Raw genomic sequence first — 17,477 nt, forward strand, 5'->3', positions numbered from 1 at the left:
CATCTTTTCTTTATCTATGATTTATTGATTGAAATAAACTGCGGTCGCTATAAGAATACATTATTATATAGGGTAATATAATTTGCAGTTATCAGATGGGTAGAGTTTGCGGTTTAACAACATCTGTACAGCACGACTGACCTGTTTTGCATTAGTAATAGGCATAATACCAGCGACTACAGGTACATTAATACCAGCTTCCTTGATCTTATATAAGAAGTTATAGAAAACATTGTTGTCAAAGAACATCTGAGTTGTTAAGAAATCTGCCCCTGCTTCTACTTTTTCTTTTAGATGCTGGATATCTTCCTTAATGCTAGGTGATTCTACATGTCCTTCTGGATAACATGCTGCCCCAATACAGAAATCACCTTTCTCTTTAAGTTCCTTGATTAACTGGCAGGCATACTGGTAGTCTTCTCCCACTTGACCATCCTTAGGAATATCTCCTCTTAATGCCATGATGTTTTCAATACCATTTTCTTTAAACTGTTCAACCATGGACTCTACATGTTCTCTTGTGGAAGAAACACATGTCAAATGAGCCATGACTTCAACATCATATTTCTCATGAATATCTTTCGCAAGTGCAACAGTATGTGCACTTGTTCCTCCACCTGCACCATAAGTCACAGACATGAAACTTGGATTTAAAGATGCAATCTTTTCTGCAGCCTTTAAGACATTTTCATATTTACTGCTTGTCTTAGGTGGAAATACTTCAAAAGATAAAGTAACTTTATCTTCATTTAATAAATCAATAATTTTCATTGATGTTATTCCCCCTTTTTTTCATATTCTACATTATTTTTTTATTAAGCACTAGTATGTGTTTTATAATATTGTTTTAAAACTGAATCTAAGAACTCAGTAGATGCTGAAACATAATAAGGTTCCATACCACTCACAATAGTCAACATTCCATCAGTATATTTCATTTGTGGCTTCTTAAACATATGATTGACATACGCAAAGAACTTCTGTCCATCTAAATCTTCTAAGAAGACTTTAGAGAAACGTATTTCTAGTCCCTGGCTGCTATCTTTCACATCATCAATAAGTGGATCATGTGAAAGGATATCAAATCTTCTCTTGACTACAATATTACGTACCTGTGATGGGAGTACACCATAAAGATCTGTCAATTCATGTTCTACACGTTTCAATGTTTCTAAATCATTGGCTTTATAGACACGCTGATAAAGTTCTAGCTTTTCCATATCACTTTCTACATAATCTTCAGGAATATAACCATCTACTGGTACATTACGTGATGGTACAGTTTCATCTTCTTTAATCTTACCCTGTTTTTCTTCAATCGCATCCTGTAAGATCTTCATATACATATCAAAACCAACCTGATCAATAAATCCTGCCTGTTCGCCACCAAGAATATCACCGCTGCCACGAATAGATAAATCTCTCATCGCAATCTTATAACCAGAACCTAATTGTGTAAATTCCTTAATAGCTGTTAATCTCTTTTGGGCTTCTTCTGTCATCGCACGATCTTTTGTATAAAGAAGATAAGCATATGCGATACGTTCACTTCTTCCTACACGACCTTTGATCTGATAAAGCTGTGCTAAACCAAACTTATCCGCATTCTCAATAATAATTGTATTCGCATTAGGTATATCAATACCTGTCTCAATAATAGTTGTACATACAAGAATATCGTATTTCTTTTCTACAAAGTCAGTCATGACATCTTCTAGATCATTCTTATCCATCTGACCATGTCCTACACCAATGCGGGCATTAGGTAAGAGTGTCTGCAATGTAGAGGCTATTTCATAGATGTTTTCTGTTCTATTATGTAAATAGAAAACCTGTCCATTACGTGATAATTCTCTTTCAATAACCTGTTTAATAAGAGCCCAGCTCTTTTCTGAGACATATGTCTGTACAGGGAGTCTATTTAATGGTGGTGTTTCTATTTGTGAGAGTCCTCTAATACCCATGATGGACATTTGTAATGTACGAGGAATAGGTGTGGCAGTTAAAGTGAGTACATCTATTGTTTTTCTTAGATTCTTGATCTTCTCTTTCTGTCTTACACCAAAACGTTGTTCTTCATCGATACAGAGTAATCCTAGATCCTTGAATTCTACATCCTTGGATAAAATTCGATGTGTACCTACTAATAAATCAATATTACCTTCCTTTAAATCAGCTAATATCTGTTTCTTTTCTTTAGTAGTCGTAAAACGATTGAGTAACGCAATATTCACAGGGAACTTCTCAAAACGCTTCTGCATTGTACGATAATGTTGTGCTGAAAGAATTGTAGTAGGACATAGGAAAGCACATTGTTTCTTAGATACAACCGCTTTAAAGCAGGCTCTTAAAGCCACTTCTGTTTTACCAAAGCCTACATCACCACATAATAATCTATCCATAGGACGTGGTGTTTCCATATCCTTTTTAATTTCTTCTACAGCCTGTGCCTGGTCAGGAGTGAGTTCATAACCAAATTCACTTTCAAACTCTAATTGAAGATCTCCATCAGGCTCAAACGCAAAACCTGGCTGTTTCATTCTTTCTGCATATAAGTTAATCAGATCATCAGCTAAACCATCTACCTTCTGTCTGACTCTTGCTTTTTCTTTAGCCCATTTAGGTGAACCTAAAGCATGAATATGAGGTGGTTTACCATCTCTTGATGAATATTTTCTAATTAACTGGAACTGTTCTACCGGTACATAAAGGATATCATTTCCTTTATAGGCAATATGTAAATAATCCTTATGTACACCATCTACAACTAATGTTTCAATACCCATATATTGTCCAATACCATTTGTATCATGAACAACATAGTCTCCTACTTTTAATTCATTATAGTCTGAGATTTTAGTGGCATCTCTGTATTTAATATATTTCTTCTTTGTTTCTTGTACTTTAAAGAGTTCCTGACTTGTGAGTAATATAGTCTTCTCTTCTACAAAGTTCATTCCACAAGGTAAATGTCCTAAGAATAGATTAACCCCATCATAAATCTTATTTGTGGCACTGGTGAGAGTAAATGGAATAGCATGATCAGTAAATAGGTTTACTAATACATCTATCTGACGCTTTTCATCTACACCAATCATGACACGATTATATGTAAGTAAGTCCTTTAATTGACTAATAAAGACTTTTTCATTAGCCATAGAAATCATTACAGGCTGAGTCATAAACATGATTTGTTTATCATTTTCTCTAAAGCGTACTAAATCAACATCAGGATGTTTTAAGATATCCTGAGGGTTATTAATAAGCTTAATTCCTCTGATCATCTGTCCTATTTCTTCTAGTTCATGATAATAGAGGTAGTTCTCTTCCATATAAGTCTTATAAGAAGCAAGAATAGAAGCAAGAGATGCAGTAATAATAGTATAATCACTTGCATAATCTATAATTGTGGCAGTTTGAGGGAATAAACTTAAGTATTGATAAATACGTGGACTATAGTCATGTGTTTTGAGTGATTCAATATCTAATGCATATGTTTCTTCAAGTTCATCCTTGAATTCATCTTTGATCTTCATCTTCTCTTTTAAAGCCATGATAGAGGCTTCTACCTGTGATAAACCATCATCCTCATACATCATATCTGTAGCTGGAAGAATATCGATAGATTCTTTTCTTTCTGTTCTTCTTTGTGAGTCTTTATCATAAAAAGAGATTTCTTCTATTTCATCATCAAAGAATTCAATACGTACTGGATGTTCATACTGGATTGTATAAACATCTAGTACTTCACCTCTTCTAGAATAATAGAAAGGAGAATCTACTCTTTGGGTATTCTTATAGCCAATAGACTGTAATTTCTTCTTTAATTCTAAAGGATCTACTGTATCACCCTTCTTTAAACTTATAATACTCTTTTTAAAGAGTTCTACAGGTGTCACATAACGTGTCATTGAATGCATATGACAAACACAAATCATTGGTTTATCTTGTGTCATCGCATATAATGCATTAATTCTTTCTCCTAATAGTTCATAAGAATACGCCACTGATTCGACACGTAATGATTCATCTGCTGGAAAATAGACAACTTGGTTCACAAGTTCAGTTAATGTTTTATAGAGGTTAAATGCCTCATATTGGTTATTTTTAATAATCAGGATTTTTCTTGGATGATGCCAAAAAGAACCAGCAATGAGATAAGCCTCATCGCTAGTTGAGTTTGTGACAATAGTTCCTTTGTCTGTATCTAAGGTTCTTAGGGCCTGATTATCTTTTAAAAGATTCAGTATTTTCTCCATAACAATCACCTAGTTAAATTTATTCATTGCTTTATTAAAACCATCATCTAAATAACATAATACAGCTTCTGCTGCACGGTTAGCACCTTCTGATATAAGCTTTTCTTCTTCTTTAGAGTAGTGTCCTAGTACCCAGTCTACAACACTATAAAGCTTATTCTTTGAAATACCTACACGAATACGTTTGAAGTTCTGAGTCCCTACATGGGCAATAATACTCTTGATCCCATTATGTCCACCTGCACTGCCTTTTTCTCTTAAACGTAGTTTACCAGTAGGCATATCCATATCATCATAAATAACTAATATATCTTCTACTGGAATCTTGAAGAACTGCATCACTGCTGCAACAGATTCACCAGAATTATTCATATAAGTCTGAGGTTTTAATAAAATAACATCTTCACCCTTATACTTGAATTTAGTATATAAACCTTTGAATTTCTCTTTGTCAATAGATTGATTCATTTCATCACTTAATACATCTAAACAATAAAATCCTGTATTATGTCTTGTCATATCATATTCTTTACCAGGATTTCCTAATCCAACAATTAATTTCATTACAATCTCCTATCTTGCACATACAACCATGGATACACCAAATACATTGAGTTGTCCATTTTCTATTCTTTCATTTGACATACTATATAATATCTTAAAATCGTCTTCAATACCAATAGTAATGACATCATATGAAGGATTAAAATAAATCTTAAATTCTTTATAATCTCCTTCATCCTGAGTGAGATGATATTCTACCATACGATAGTAGATATTATTTATAAATACATGCTGATGCATATCTTCATAGTCATAATATCTAAAGCACTTGTTATGTTTTCTTAGATCAATAAAGAACTTTACAGCCTGAACAACATTCATATATTCGTCATGACGTTCCCAGTCTAGTTTATTAACTGCATCACCCGCATTATAAGAATTCTGATTACCATTCTTAGTACCTAAAAATTCCTGTCCGGCATGAATAAAAGGAACCCCTTGCGCAAGAATTGTCATCGCAAGAGTTAATAAACATCTCTTTTGGCGACAATATTCATCTTCATGTCCATTGGAAATAATGAATTTATCAAATACAGTCGCATTATCATGACATTCTGTATAGTTAATGCTCTGTTCTATAGATAAGAACTTATTGTAGTCACACATCGCAATAATGGCTTCATTTGTCTTATAAGTGTCCCCTGATGTATAGCCTTTGACTTCCATCTGATTAGGTCCCTTGACTGTATCTCTGAAATGATCATTAAAGAAACCTACATGAGGTGTTTTATGGTTATTTTCAATTGTTGTCTTTTCTGAATCAGGTAATGCAGTACCCATATTCCAACCTTCACCATATAACATAAAAGAAGAATCTAAAGCATGACCCTGTTCATAAATCATATTCACTGTATCAATATCTATAATACCCATGAGATCCATTCTAAAACCATCTACACCATAAAGAACCTGCCATCTCTTACACATATCTAAGATATATTTACGGCACATCTTTGCGGTAGTGTTTAAATCATTACCACACCATGAACCATTAGATAACTCCCCATTTTCATCTCTTCTAAAGAAATAATAAGGCACTGTCTTCTCTAATGTATTGTTATTCACATCATGCATATGATTATAGACTACATCTAGAATAACTCTCATATTATGCTTATGAATGCAGCGTACCATACGCTGGCATTCTAATATTCTCTTATAGCCATCATTTGGATCAGTAATATAACTTCCTTCAGGTACATTATATTGTGCTGGATCATAACCCCAGTTATAGAGTAAATCTGGATGATCTTCATCTACTGTTGCATAATCATTAATTGGTAAAAGCTGTACATGTGTGACACCAAGCATATCTAAATAGTCCATACCTGATGAAAAACCATTCTTAGTCACTGTACCTTCTTCACAGAATCCTAAGAACTTGCCTTTATGTGTAATCTGTCCATATTCATCAACAGAGAAGTCTCTGACACCGACTTCATAAATAACTGCATCTGTATTATGTTTTAGTTCTGTCAAAGGATAATCTACTCTTCTTACTTTATCTAAATCAATGACTACTGAACTATGCATATTAGCTGTACAAGAATAAGCATATGGATCAGCTGTTTCTATTGATTGTTCATTCATTCCAATAACATAAACATATTCATAACCATCTAGATCTTTCTTAATAGTTGTACTATAGACACCCTTATCTCCTCTTTCTAAAGGATAATAATGAAGGTCTTCATCTTTCCAAATTTTTAATACAACTTCCGTAGAAAGAGGTGACCAGACCTTGAATGTCGTTTTTTCTTTTGTATAATGACTGCCTAAATCATCACCATCATAATAAAAATGATCATCAAACTCTTTACTCATAGAAAGCTGACTAAAGTCTAAAAAACAAGCTAAGCCATAATTATCAAACACTTTATATCTTGTACCTACAGAAAAGTCTGTATGCAAAAGATACGACTGGAATCCATTTTCTTTCTCAGTCGCTTCGCCTTTAAGTATCTTTACTTCACTTGTATCTAAATTCTTTAAATAATACTGACTTGAAATTCCGTTATAATAATTTAATGATAAATCAACTTTGATTAAATCAAAGTCAATCGCATAAGCATACATACGAATTGATTCTCTTTGCATGTCTACATCCCACCCTCTTCTCCCCCTTATTCTATCATAAAAATAAGATAAGAAAAGAAACTATCAAAATTTGTAAAAGAAAGCCATATATCATAAAAAAAGACTTAACGTAATCGTTAAGCCTTTGAGCCTTTATTCTTCTTCAGACATCATTGAATCTAATACTTCCTGTACAAATGCATATTCTTCTTCTGTTTCAATAGGAAGAATATTATCTGCATCTTCAGGATCTACCTGTGAAGCATAGATATTCAACTGATCATCTTCATCTGAACTGTTATCTGTATAGATGATATATTCTTTACCTGTTGCATCATCTGTGAATCCTAAGATGACTTCACAAGTTACTTCTTCACCATCTACATCTAGTACGAATGTATCTTTCATTAGATTTTTACCCTATTTAAATGCCAGATATCCTTTACATAGTCTTCAATAGTTCTATCACTTGAGAAATGACCACTCTTTGCGATATTAGCTAAGCAGATCTTAGACCAGTTAGCACGGTCCTGATATAAGTTATTGATCTTTTCTTGTGCAAGTCTATAGCTTTCAAAGTCCTTTAATAAGAAGTATTCATCATTTCTAGCCATTAATTCATCAAAGATAATCTTGAATTCTTCTCTTGAAGAGTTCCAAGTACCATCTACTAATGAATCAATAACCTTCTTGATATTTGGATTATTGTTGTATTCATTCCAAGAGCTATAAGAACCACTTGCCTTTAAGTCATTGACTTCATTATCCTTCATACCAAAGATAACTACGTTATCATCACCAACTAATTCCGCAATTTCTACATTGGCACCATCTAATGTACCAAGTGTTAATGCACCATTCATCATGAACTTCATGTTAGAAGTACCACTTGCTTCCTTACCAGCAGTAGAAATCTGTTCAGATACATCTGCAGCAGGAATAATCTTTTCAGCAATAGTAACACCATAGTTTTCAATAAATACAACCTTTAAGTATTTATTAGTTTCTGGGTCATTGTTTACCTTATCCGCAACGCTGTTGATTAACTTAATGATCTTCTTAGCTAAATAGTAAGAAGGAGCTGCTTTTGCACCAAAGATATAAGTATGTGGATAAATTCTGAAGCTGCTATCTTCTTTCATTCTCTGATATAAATAGATAATATGCATGACATTTAATAACTGTCTCTTGTATGCATGTAATCTCTTAACCTGAATATCAAAGATAGAATTAACATCTACATCAATACCATTATGTTCCTTAATGTAATCTGCAAGAATCTGTTTTCTCTGCTGTTTTACATTATAGAACTTACTCTGAGTAATTGAATCAGTTACATAAGGAGCCAACTTTTCTAAATCATCTGGTCTATGCATCCAGCTATCACCAATTGATTCATTAATTAATGAAGTTAGCTGTGGGTTACAATATGCAAGCCATCTTCTATGAGTGACACCATTCGTTTTATTGTTGAACTTGTTAGGATATAAAGTATCGAAATCCTTCATTTCTCTTTCTTTTAAGATATCAGAGTGAAGCTGTGCTACACCATTGACACTAAATGAACCAGCAATCGCAAGTCTAGCCATATGTACCTGACCATCTTTAATAATCATAACTCTCTGTAATAGTTCGTTATCATTTTCAGTCTGCTGTTTTACGAAACCAATGAAACGTCTATTGATTTCTTCGATGATCTGATAAACTCTTGGTAATAAGTCTCTCATCATATCAACAGGCCATTTTTCTAATGCTTCAGCTAAGATTGTATGGTTTGTATATGCACAAGTCTTACATACGATATTCCATGCATCATCCCATTCCATGTTGTAATCATCAATAAATACACGCATTAATTCAGGAATAACTAATACTGGATGTGTATCATTTAACTGAATAACATTCTTTTCATGGAAGTTAGTTAAATCAGGATATACTCTTAAATGTGCACGAATAATAGAATTTAAACCAGCACATACAAAGAAATACTGCTGTTTTAAACGTAATACTCTACCAGCATGTGTAGAATCATCAGGATATAATGTCTGACAAATATCATTGACTTCCTGAGCATACTGACGGAAATCTTTATTTGTAGGAATGTTTTCACTAGGTTCAGCTTTCCATAATCTTAATGTATTAGTCACCTTAGTATCATTACCAACAATTGGCATATCATAAGGTACAGCACGTACTGCTTCATAATCTACATGCTTCCATCCACCAGTTGCATCATCCCAGATTACTTTACCCCAGAATTTAACTTCTGTTGCATGCTTAGGTTTTCTTACTTCCCACATATTACCTAAACGTAACCACTGGTCTGGTACTTCTACCTGGTATCCATTTTCAATCTTCTGTTTGAAGAAACCATAATCATAACGAATAGTATTACCGAAAGCTGGATAAGATAAAGAAGCTAAAGAATCCATGAAGCAGGCAGCAAGACGACCTAAACCACCATTACCTAAACCAGCATCTGATTCTAATTCTTCTAGATCATGGATATTAATACCATAATCTGCAAGACCTTCCTTTGCAATTTCATAGATACCTAAGTTCATCATATTGTTGACTAATAGACGACCAACTAAGAATTCCATTGAGAAATAGTGAACCTGTTTCTGCTGCTTAGCCTGAACTGCCATCTTTGTCATAGCCCAGTTAACAGATGCATAGTCACGAACCATAGTTTCAAGAACCATGAACTTTTCTGTTAAATGTGCTTCTTCTACTGTACGACCATATGATTCAATGATTCGCTTAGAAAATTCATATTTAAATTCTTCTTTTGTATTAAACATTTACTACTTTCCTTCCTTTACAACACTTTTCTTTGTCTTCTTTGAAGAAGACACTTTTTTAGCTGGCTTATGATATTCAAATACCACCGCGCTAAATGGCGCTAATTTTACATGAATACTCTGTGCTTCATTGAGGCAAGTACCTTTCTTTGATCTTAAAGCACGTGTATTTGTGTAATTAGAACCGTTATAACTATCTTTATCTGTATTCAAGATTTCTTTATAGCTTCCAGCAAACGGTACTGGTACAGCATAATTATCATGACTATTACCAATAAAGTTAGCTACTATAACTAAACAGTTGCCTTTCTTATCAAATCGAGCATATGAGAATACACTCTGATTATGATCATCTACAACCAGCCATTTAAATCCTTTTGGATCATAATCCATACTATAAAGAGCTGGATGTTCTTCAACCATCTTATTTAAATCCTGCATAAAATGATGGAAAGAATCATGCTGTGGATATTCTAAGATATTCCAAGCCAATGCTTTTCTTTCATCCCATTCCTTGTATTCACCTAATTCATTACCCATGAAATTAAGCTTCTTACCAGGATGAGTCATCATATATGTATATAAAGCTTTTGCCTGCGCGAACTTGTCTCCATCAAGTCCCCACATCTTATTTAAAATAGTTGCTTTACCATGAACCACTTCATCATGTGAGAATGGCAAAATAAATCTTTCTGAATAGAAATACATCATTGAGAAAGTTAATAAATTATGATCATATTGACGATAAACTGGATCTTCTTTGAAATACTTCAATGTATCATTCATCCAGCCCATATCCCACTTATAATCAAATCCTAAACCGCCATCCTTAACTGGTTTAGTTACATATGGGAAATCAGTTGAGTCTTCTGCAATAGTCATTAATGCAGGATATCTTTCATGAATCTGTTCATTCATAGTCTTTAAGAACTCTAAAGCCCCATTGTTTGTACCAAAGTCTTTATTACCTTTCCAGTAAATAAGGTTGCTGACAGCATCAAAACGAATACCATCAATATGGAATTCTTCTGCCCAGAAATGAACAGCACTCTTTAAGAATGAACGTACAGTATCTTTTGTCACATCAAAATATACTGAATCCCATTCAGAATAACGGTTATTCACATCTGCATATTCATAAACCCAGCCTCCATCAAACTGATAAAGACCATGTCCATCTTTAACAAAATGAGCAGGTACGAAGTCCATAATAACCCCTATACCTTCTTTATGACACGCATTAATGAAATCCTTTAACTGTTTTGGATGTCCATAACGACTTGTCGCACTAAAATAACCTGTTGCCTGATATCCCCAAGAGCCATCAAATGGGAACTCATTTAAAGGCATTACTTCAATATGTGTATAGCCCATCTTCTTTACATAAGGAATGATTTCATCAATCATTTCTTCATATGAATAGAATTCTCCATCAGATGTATCTGTAAATTCCTTTTTCATCTTCCAAGAACCAAGATTCGCTTCATAGATATTCATGTTACGATCATAGTTATTAGAACGTGACTTCATCCATCTAGAATCATGCCAGCGATAACCATCTAGGTTATATACCTTAGATGCTGTACCTGGTCTAATTTCACTGAAAAAGGCATATGGATCTGCACGATCAACAATAGCTCCAGAAGGTGTTTCAATTCTATATTTATAAAGGTCATACTGCTTTAGCCCTTCAATATAGAGAGTCCACACGCCTCCATCATTATATCTCTCCATATAATGTTGTGTTCCATCCCAGTCATTAAAATTACCTACAACCTGAACACTTCTTGCATGTGGTGCATATACTGTAAAGCGAACGCCCTTTTTATCCGGATGAGCACCGAATACCTTATATGCTTCTAAACACTTTCCTTCAAAAAACAATTTTATCAAGAAATTATCTAACATACCTATATGTCTCCCTTCATAAACTTTATTATACAATAAATATGACCAAAATTCATTCATTTCAGACAATATAGGCAAAAAAATGTAAACGTTTACTTAATTGTAATGTCTTGAATATTATTTAATACGATAGAAACTGTTCCATCAGGGTTTTCTTTCTTTTCAAAAGTAGATCCATTTACATATTCATCTACTGGCATAGTTATTTGAATATCCTCATCAAGAGTAATCTTAACAACCTCTACAGAACGTCCTAACGCATTTAAAGAAATTGTATCATCTTCACCAATCCCAAGATCCTTCAACATTGTTTCTGATTCTTCCTGAGCCTGGTAATCTCTTTCCATAACCTTACGAACAACTTCAATCGGTTTAACAAGTTCACCCATCTGTGTTCTTTCTAATATTTCCTGTTTTACAAGTGGAAGTGCTTCTTTATCATTTACATGATAAATATCATCAATCTTATTCACTACTTTCTTCATAGTAGAAATCTTCTGACGATCAGTGAGTTTTTCTTCTCCCTTGATCCACTGACTATTAAGATAAGTATCCATCTTACCATCAATAAGATACTTTTTCTCAATAAGAGATATCTTCTTATGATCTGTATCTATAATAATCGCTTCATCAACAGCTGTACCAATCTGAGGAAGAACCTGTCTTCTTGTAATACGGACATTTTCTTCTTCTACAAGAGATACAGAATTATATTTATAATTAAGCTTTAAAGCGGCAATCATATGTACACCATCACGATAACAATCCACATATAAAATATTACTATTAGGCATTTCTTCAATCACTGAACCTAACGCAAAGAACTTTTCACTAATTTCTTTTGCCTGTTTCTTGAATTCTTCATCATCTTCTAGCATCTTATCAGCACGAAGTAATAATTCATGAAGTGAAGGCACAACAAGTTCTTTAATAGCTGGACTGTATAAAGCTTTTTCTACTTTTTTATGATAATATTCCTGAGTTGTATCATTTAATTCGCAGAAATCTTCACTTAAATATATCTTACGATGCTCAAAATCAAGCATATGCATCATGATTTTATTAATAATAATAGTGTTCATTTATATTCTCCTTTCACGTGTGTCATTATAGCAAATTTCTTCTATTCCTCAACCTTTTCTTCTTCAATTTCTAGTAACAATACACCTTATTTTGTGGTACTATTTCCTTAGGTGATTATTATGGATAACAAAAATTTCAATTTTCCAGAAGACAAGATTTTCCAATATATTACATACGGTATTATCTTAGCTTTTATTCTTTTTAATTTAGAATCAGTATGGGACTTCTTCCTTAATGCATTAGGGCTTGCAAGACCCTTCTATATTGCGATAGTAATCGCATTTGTAATCAATATCCCAATGAAATTAGTAGAGAAGTTACTTGTGAAAGCAAGAGAACAATTAACGAAGAAAAAACCTAACCTAAAGCTTCCTCAATTCTTAGTAGAGGGAACTCGTGGTATTGCGATGGCTATCACTATTATATGTTTACTATTAATATTAGTGATGTTCTTCTCATTCATTATTCCTAGAATCGGAGAAAGCTTCTCACTCTTATTCTCTAACTTAGATAATTATGCAAAAAGACTTGCTGTCTATATTACTTCTATATGTACAAAATTTAATATTGATTATTCAGTCACAGTAGATGAAGTACAGAAATGGTTTGCCTCTATTGATTTAAGTACAATTCTTGCGACTGCAGGTAATTTCCTAGGTAATCCTCATTTTAAAACAACAGAATTTGTATCAAATATTGGTGGTTCATTCATTACTGCTATCACTTCATTCTTTATGGCTCTCTATCTTCTTGCAAATAAAGAGAAACATCTTGAACAAGGTAGAAAACTCATTGCATATATATTAGGTCATAAACGTGCAGGTGTCGCTTTTGATATCATGAGTGAAGCCAATCATTACTTTAATAGTTTTGTGACAGGACAGATGTTAGAAGCAACATGTTTTATGTTAGAAGTCTATATTGCGATGCGTTTATTTAGAATGCCTTTCCCTGAATTAATTGCGATTATGGCTTTCTTATTTAGCTTTGTACCGATGTTTGGTAACTTCATTACCTTCTTTGCAGGACTCATCTTAGTGGCTGCAGCACAGAGTAAGAGCATGTTAGCTTTTGCGATTATTTATCTTTGCTTACAGCAGTTTGAAGGAAATGTGGTATATCCTAAGATTGTAGGTAAATCTGTAGGTATAGGTGGTTTATTTGTCTTACTAGGTATTACTATATTTGGTAATCTATGGGGTGTTGTTGGTGTACTTATCGGTGTACCACTTACTGCTTTGATCTATGCTGTGTTCTCTAGAATCATTAATATCGGACTCTATCAGAAACATATAGAAGTCACATACAATAACCTCTATAAACTAGATGAAAATGGAAATAGAATAGATAATAAAGTAAAACCAAAAAAGGACTCTTCTATTTAATTGGAATCCATAAATTATGCCAGTTGAAGTATTCTTCTTCTGGTTTCCACATAGAAACAATCTGAGTAAAGATGTCACCATCTAACTCTAGATTGTTTTTTTCATTTATGTATCGCCTTAGTAGGATTCTCATTTGGTAGATTACTAGTCATATTTGCGACTATGGTTAAGATTATCTTTGGTTCTAAGTTCTATAACAGAAACTATGGTTTAATTTTATTGGTTATGATATCAGTGCTTTTGTAGGTCCTAAGATTTCAGCAAGCTTCTTCGATGCCACTGGATCTTATGTAATGGGTTATATTGCTTCAGCTATTCTTGCAGCACTTGCGATTGTATTAGTACTAGTAGCCAAGAAGTTACAGAAAACTATGAACTAACATTAAAACGACACTTGATTGTGTCGTTTTTTTTATCGTAATAATTCACGACCACTTGTAGTGTGACTAAATATAGGCTATAATTTAGCCACAAGAAAGGAGCTGATTCTATGCAGATTATTCCGATGCGTGATTTAAAAAATACGGTTGAAGTAGAACGTCGCTGTGCAGAAGAAAACGGTCCTGTATTCGTAACCAAGAATGGATACGGCAGATTGGTTGTTATGGACATTGATTATTATGAAAAAACTATGAGAAAGATGGATGAAGCAACAACAATATTGGATGGTTTGAAAGATGTGAAATCTGGAAACACAGTAGAAGGAGACACTGCAATTTATAATATAAGGAGCAAGTATGGCATCTAAATTTGGATATCGACTGACCAAAAGAGCAGAATCTGATTTAGATGGAATTGTCTCGTATATAGCAGTTGAACTTGCAAATCCACAGGCAGCATCTGATTTCGTAGACAAGTTAAAGGATAATATTGACGAAGCAAGAGCTTTTCCTGAAAGTGGTTCTCTTGTAGACAATGAATTTTTACAGTTAGATAATTTGAGAAAGAAATTGATTGGAAATTATATCATGTACTATCTTCCGAATACTGCAGAAAATATAATCTTAATCCTACGTATTGTATATGGTAAACAAAATATCACTGATATTCATATAAAACTGGATATTTGATCACGTAAGCATCGATCACGAGTTGATCGATGCTTTTATTTATAAATACAGGAGAAGATCCATTCCTTTATAGTGTCTTTTGCGCACTTATAGGAATAATGCCATCTTCTTTCTCTATCAAGAAATCTGTATCATCTGTACAATATATACTCACATGTTCTGTTGCCATAAGCTGCTGACATATATATTGTTTACTTAGTGTATGCTCATCAAGTTTTGCTATACATCCTAATAATCCTATATCTAATAGATATAATTGAAATGTATTGAAATCCTCATGTATTTTCAAGGGTGCTTTTACCTGTCTCACACGATTCACTATGTATATCAATCCACAATCAGCTAACCACATAACAGCCACATCAAAACCTTTACCACGTTTCCCTTCATATGTATTATTAGAAATCTGTATTGGAATACTATTCCATACTTTACTTATTTTTGGACATGTAAAATCATGTTCATAATCTAATAGAATTCTCTTCTGTATATTGCGTACTTCATCATAACTACGATGACTCACAAAATGTTGTACAGCTTCTGGCATACCCCCCCTACAAAATAATAGTCCTTCAAAGCATCACTTTGTTTAGTTGCTAATAAGAATTCCTTATAGCTAAGTGGATAGAGGTTCATAAGATCCACTTTACCTACTGGAAATGATGTCCATTGATGTAAATCAATACCCATGAATGAACAGGCGCATACAATATGATATTCAGGTGCATTCTCATTGAAATATTTTAAAGAAGTTAAGGCTCTAGGTACTTCCTGTAATTCATCAAATATAAGAAGAGTGTTATCCGGATCTATTATTTGATCAGTATAGACTTCTATTCCCTTAACCAAACTATGAACATCCAAATCATAAGAGAATAAGTCAGACATAATTGAATTATTCTCAAAATTGATATAAACAGTATTTACATAAGCTTTCTTGCCAAACTCTTTCATAAATAAATCCATTCGTTTGTCATAGGCTCCTCCCACTGCCTTTAGGCGGTGGGAGGAGCCTCGTAAATCGTTATCTATTATCCCTGACTCTCAATATATTTTTGCATAGTTGCTGATGACACTTCTCCAATGCTACAAGCAAAATAACCATCTGACCAAAATACTTTTTCCTTCCAATACTGTTTTGATAAGACCGAACTATACTTATGCCATAAGTGGTATGTTGTTTCCTACTTTACAATTTTGAAAATATCACAAACTCTATCTGTTGTATCGCAACTTAATAAGAAATGTATATGGTCTTTGTAAGTTTCTATCGCAATAATTTCATAGTCACTAGTATTAGCTATATCGAAAATCTTTTGTTTCACATCACCAGCAATAGAGCCTTTTAGTAGTTGTTTGTGGTATTTGGTTACTAGAACTATATGTACTTTAAAGCTGTATTTTCGTCTGTTATGACGATTGTATCTATTATCCACAGTTTACCTCAAAATATTGATTACCATTATACATATTATATAATATATAGTGAAATATCTATGAAAGGAGTACATCTATGGAACAGATGACTATTACAGCTAAAATTCAAATAATCGCAGCTGAAACAGATAAGTTTTTGCTTGATGAAACTATGTCTGTTTATCGTAATGCCTGTAATTATGTTTCAGACTATGTATTCCGCACTCATGACTTAAAGCAGTTTTCACTTAATAAAGCTTTGTATTCTACTTTACGAGAAAAGTTTAACCTTAAATCGCAGATGGCTCAGTCTGTTTTGAAGACTGTTATCGCCAGATATAAGACCATTCTTGAAAATCAGAATGAGTGGATTAAACCATCGTTCAAAAAGCCTCAGTATGATCTGGTTTGGAACAGAGATTATTCCTTAACACAAAACCGTTTTTCAATCAATACGCTTAATGGTCGTGTGAAGTTATCTTATTTTGCAGATGGAATGTCTAAGTATTTCGATCATACGATTTATAAGTTTGGTACTGCCAGACTTGTAAATAAACATGGTAAATACTATCTGCATATACCAGTTACCTATGAGGTTGAAGAAATTAATATTTCTGACATCTGTAATGTTGTAGGTATTGACAGAGGTATTAACTTTGTTGTTGCAACTTATGACAGCAAACATAAGTCTGGATTTGTTAGTGGCAAAGCTATTAAACAGAAACGTGCTAACTATTCCAAGCTTCGTAAAGAACTACAAATGCGACATACGCCATCCTCAAGACGAAGACTAAAAGCTATCGGTCAGCGAGAAAACCGTTGGATGCAGGATATTAACCATCAGGTATCGAAGGCACTCGTTGAAAACAACCCAAAGCACACTCTCTTTGTATTGGAAGATTTGTCAGGTAT

14 protein-coding genes and 1 pseudogene are annotated in these 17,477 nt (G+C 33.4%); 4 read left to right on the forward strand and 11 right to left on the reverse strand.

The features are described from left to right. Nucleotides 1-63: 63 nt before the first annotated feature. The 8 genes from H8909_RS10295 to H8909_RS10330 form a co-directional block, all read right to left on the reverse strand. Nucleotides 64-771, reverse strand: coding sequence for a methylenetetrahydrofolate reductase (locus H8909_RS10295; protein ID WP_238928269.1), 708 nt, complete (start codon nucleotides 769-771; stop codon nucleotides 64-66). 44 nt (nucleotides 772-815) lie between these two features. Beyond that, complete coding sequence (gene mfd / locus H8909_RS10300; RefSeq protein WP_202985956.1) at nucleotides 816-4,259, reverse strand: transcription-repair coupling factor; 3,444 nt, start codon at nucleotides 4,257-4,259, stop codon at nucleotides 816-818. A gap of 9 nt (nucleotides 4,260-4,268) precedes the next feature. Continuing rightward, nucleotides 4,269-4,823, reverse strand: a complete 555-nt coding sequence (gene pth / locus H8909_RS10305; protein ID WP_187012772.1) for an aminoacyl-tRNA hydrolase — start codon at nucleotides 4,821-4,823, stop codon at nucleotides 4,269-4,271. 9 nt (nucleotides 4,824-4,832) lie between these two features. Continuing rightward, on the reverse strand, nucleotides 4,833-6,920 hold the full coding sequence (pulA, locus tag H8909_RS10310) for a type I pullulanase (protein ID WP_187012773.1): 2,088 nt from the start codon (nucleotides 6,918-6,920) through the stop codon (nucleotides 4,833-4,835). Nucleotides 6,921-7,052: 132 nt separating this feature from the next. Further along, nucleotides 7,053-7,307 (reverse strand): DUF1292 domain-containing protein, encoded by a 255-nt coding sequence (locus H8909_RS10315; protein WP_022425478.1) that lies wholly within the window; start codon nucleotides 7,305-7,307, stop codon nucleotides 7,053-7,055. Continuing rightward, entirely contained in the window at nucleotides 7,307-9,703 is a 2,397-nt protein-coding gene (locus tag H8909_RS10320; RefSeq protein WP_187012774.1) for a glycogen/starch/alpha-glucan phosphorylase, read from the reverse strand. The genes H8909_RS10315 and H8909_RS10320 overlap by 1 nt, the downstream gene beginning before the upstream one ends. A gap of 3 nt (nucleotides 9,704-9,706) precedes the next feature. After that, a complete protein-coding gene (gene glgB, locus H8909_RS10325; RefSeq protein ID WP_187012775.1) occupies nucleotides 9,707-11,611 on the reverse strand; it encodes a 1,4-alpha-glucan branching protein GlgB in 1,905 nt (634 codons plus the stop codon). Between the two features lie 92 nt (nucleotides 11,612-11,703). Next, nucleotides 11,704-12,693: a nucleoid-associated protein gene (locus tag H8909_RS10330; protein WP_117459632.1), complete on the reverse strand. Its 990-nt coding sequence runs from the start codon at nucleotides 12,691-12,693 to the stop codon at nucleotides 11,704-11,706. A 120-nt stretch (nucleotides 12,694-12,813) separates the two neighbouring features. Between H8909_RS10330 and H8909_RS10335 the strand changes: the two genes are divergently transcribed. From H8909_RS10335 to H8909_RS10345, 3 genes are all read left to right on the forward strand, one after another. Further along, nucleotides 12,814-14,079, forward strand: coding sequence for an AI-2E family transporter (locus H8909_RS10335; protein ID WP_187012776.1), 1,266 nt, complete (start codon nucleotides 12,814-12,816; stop codon nucleotides 14,077-14,079). Nucleotides 14,080-14,569: 490 nt separating this feature from the next. Then, nucleotides 14,570-14,827 (forward strand): type II toxin-antitoxin system Phd/YefM family antitoxin, encoded by a 258-nt coding sequence (locus H8909_RS10340; RefSeq protein WP_187012777.1) that lies wholly within the window; start codon nucleotides 14,570-14,572, stop codon nucleotides 14,825-14,827. Then, nucleotides 14,817-15,149 carry a type II toxin-antitoxin system RelE/ParE family toxin gene (locus H8909_RS10345; RefSeq protein WP_187012778.1) on the forward strand — a complete coding sequence of 111 codons (333 nt, stop codon included), beginning with the start codon at nucleotides 14,817-14,819 and terminating at the stop codon, nucleotides 15,147-15,149. The genes H8909_RS10340 and H8909_RS10345 overlap by 11 nt, the downstream gene beginning before the upstream one ends. Nucleotides 15,150-15,216: 67 nt before the next feature. On the opposite strand, the gene H8909_RS10350 is transcribed toward H8909_RS10345, so the two are convergent. From H8909_RS10350 to tnpA, 3 genes and pseudogenes are all read right to left on the reverse strand, one after another. Further along, nucleotides 15,217-15,696, reverse strand: a complete 480-nt coding sequence (locus H8909_RS10350; protein ID WP_187012779.1) for a DUF8612 domain-containing protein — start codon at nucleotides 15,694-15,696, stop codon at nucleotides 15,217-15,219. Next, a complete protein-coding gene (locus H8909_RS10355) occupies nucleotides 15,669-16,115 on the reverse strand; it encodes an AAA family ATPase (protein ID WP_187012780.1) in 447 nt (148 codons plus the stop codon). Before H8909_RS10355 ends, H8909_RS10350 begins: the two co-directional genes overlap by 28 nt. 65 nt (nucleotides 16,116-16,180) lie before the next feature. Continuing rightward, nucleotides 16,181-16,585, reverse strand: a pseudogene (gene tnpA / locus H8909_RS10360) (IS200/IS605 family transposase). A 77-nt stretch (nucleotides 16,586-16,662) separates the two neighbouring features. Between tnpA and H8909_RS10365 the strand changes: the two are divergent. Further along, nucleotides 16,663-17,477: RNA-guided endonuclease TnpB family protein (locus H8909_RS10365; protein WP_187012781.1), on the forward strand; the 815-nt coding region annotated here is incomplete at its 3' end.

It is taken from the genome of Catenibacterium faecis, from assembly GCF_014306455.1.
In the GTDB taxonomy this organism is placed as follows: Bacteria; Bacillota_I; Bacilli_A; order Erysipelotrichales; family Coprobacillaceae; genus Catenibacterium; species Catenibacterium mitsuoka_A.

Coding starts and splice junctions, on each gene's coding strand:
- H8909_RS10295 (WP_238928269.1), bottom strand. CDS start 771: ATGAAAATTATTGATTTATTAAATGAAGATAAAGTTACTTTATCTTTT.
- mfd (WP_202985956.1), bottom strand. CDS start 4,259: ATGGAGAAAATACTGAATCTTTTAAAAGATAATCAGGCCCTAAGAACC.
- pth (WP_187012772.1), bottom strand. CDS start 4,823: ATGAAATTAATTGTTGGATTAGGAAATCCTGGTAAAGAATATGATATG.
- pulA (WP_187012773.1), bottom strand. CDS start 6,920: ATGCAAAGAGAATCAATTCGTATGTATGCTTATGCGATTGACTTTGAT.
- H8909_RS10315 (WP_022425478.1), bottom strand. CDS start 7,307: ATGAAAGATACATTCGTACTAGATGTAGATGGTGAAGAAGTAACTTGT.
- H8909_RS10320 (WP_187012774.1), bottom strand. CDS start 9,703: ATGTTTAATACAAAAGAAGAATTTAAATATGAATTTTCTAAGCGAATC.
- glgB (WP_187012775.1), bottom strand. CDS start 11,611: ATGTTAGATAATTTCTTGATAAAATTGTTTTTTGAAGGAAAGTGTTTA.
- H8909_RS10330 (WP_117459632.1), bottom strand. CDS start 12,693: ATGAACACTATTATTATTAATAAAATCATGATGCATATGCTTGATTTT.
- H8909_RS10335 (WP_187012776.1), top strand. CDS start 12,814: ATGGATAACAAAAATTTCAATTTTCCAGAAGACAAGATTTTCCAATAT.
- H8909_RS10340 (WP_187012777.1), top strand. CDS start 14,570: ATGCAGATTATTCCGATGCGTGATTTAAAAAATACGGTTGAAGTAGAA.
- H8909_RS10345 (WP_187012778.1), top strand. CDS start 14,817: ATGGCATCTAAATTTGGATATCGACTGACCAAAAGAGCAGAATCTGAT.
- H8909_RS10350 (WP_187012779.1), bottom strand. CDS start 15,696: ATGCCAGAAGCTGTACAACATTTTGTGAGTCATCGTAGTTATGATGAA.
- H8909_RS10355 (WP_187012780.1), bottom strand. CDS start 16,115: ATGGATTTATTTATGAAAGAGTTTGGCAAGAAAGCTTATGTAAATACT.